A 345-nucleotide genomic window follows, 5' to 3' on the forward strand; every position below is an offset into this window, starting at 1 on the left:
GCCGAACACTACGGCCTGCAGTTGCAACTGATCTGCCAGCTCGGGCCGGAGCGCGTCGGCAGTCTGCAACGCATAAAACGCCGAGGGGGTCCGGCTCAACACACTGACCTGCTCAGCAACCAGCAAAGCAAGGAAATCATCCGGGGAGCGCGCCGCCGACTCGGGTACCACGACTAGCCGCCCGCCACCGAGCAGCGCACCCCAGATCTCCCACACTGAGAAGTCGAAAGACAAGGAATGACACTGCGACCACACAGCCGCCTTCGGCAGGGCTGCAGGCAGCGCCCCGAGCAGTTGGGTGATGTTGTGGTGGGTGATGGCCACCCCCTTGGGCACCCCGGTGGT

At 64.6% G+C, this 345-nt stretch carries 1 protein-coding gene; it reads right to left on the minus strand.

The features are described from left to right. Nucleotides 1–345, minus strand: a 345-nt coding sequence (locus tag AC5Y6X_RS24490) for an AMP-binding protein (protein WP_499989729.1), incomplete at both ends; no start/stop codon positions are given.

It is taken from the genome of Mycobacterium sp. NGS26 (assembly GCF_059813025.1).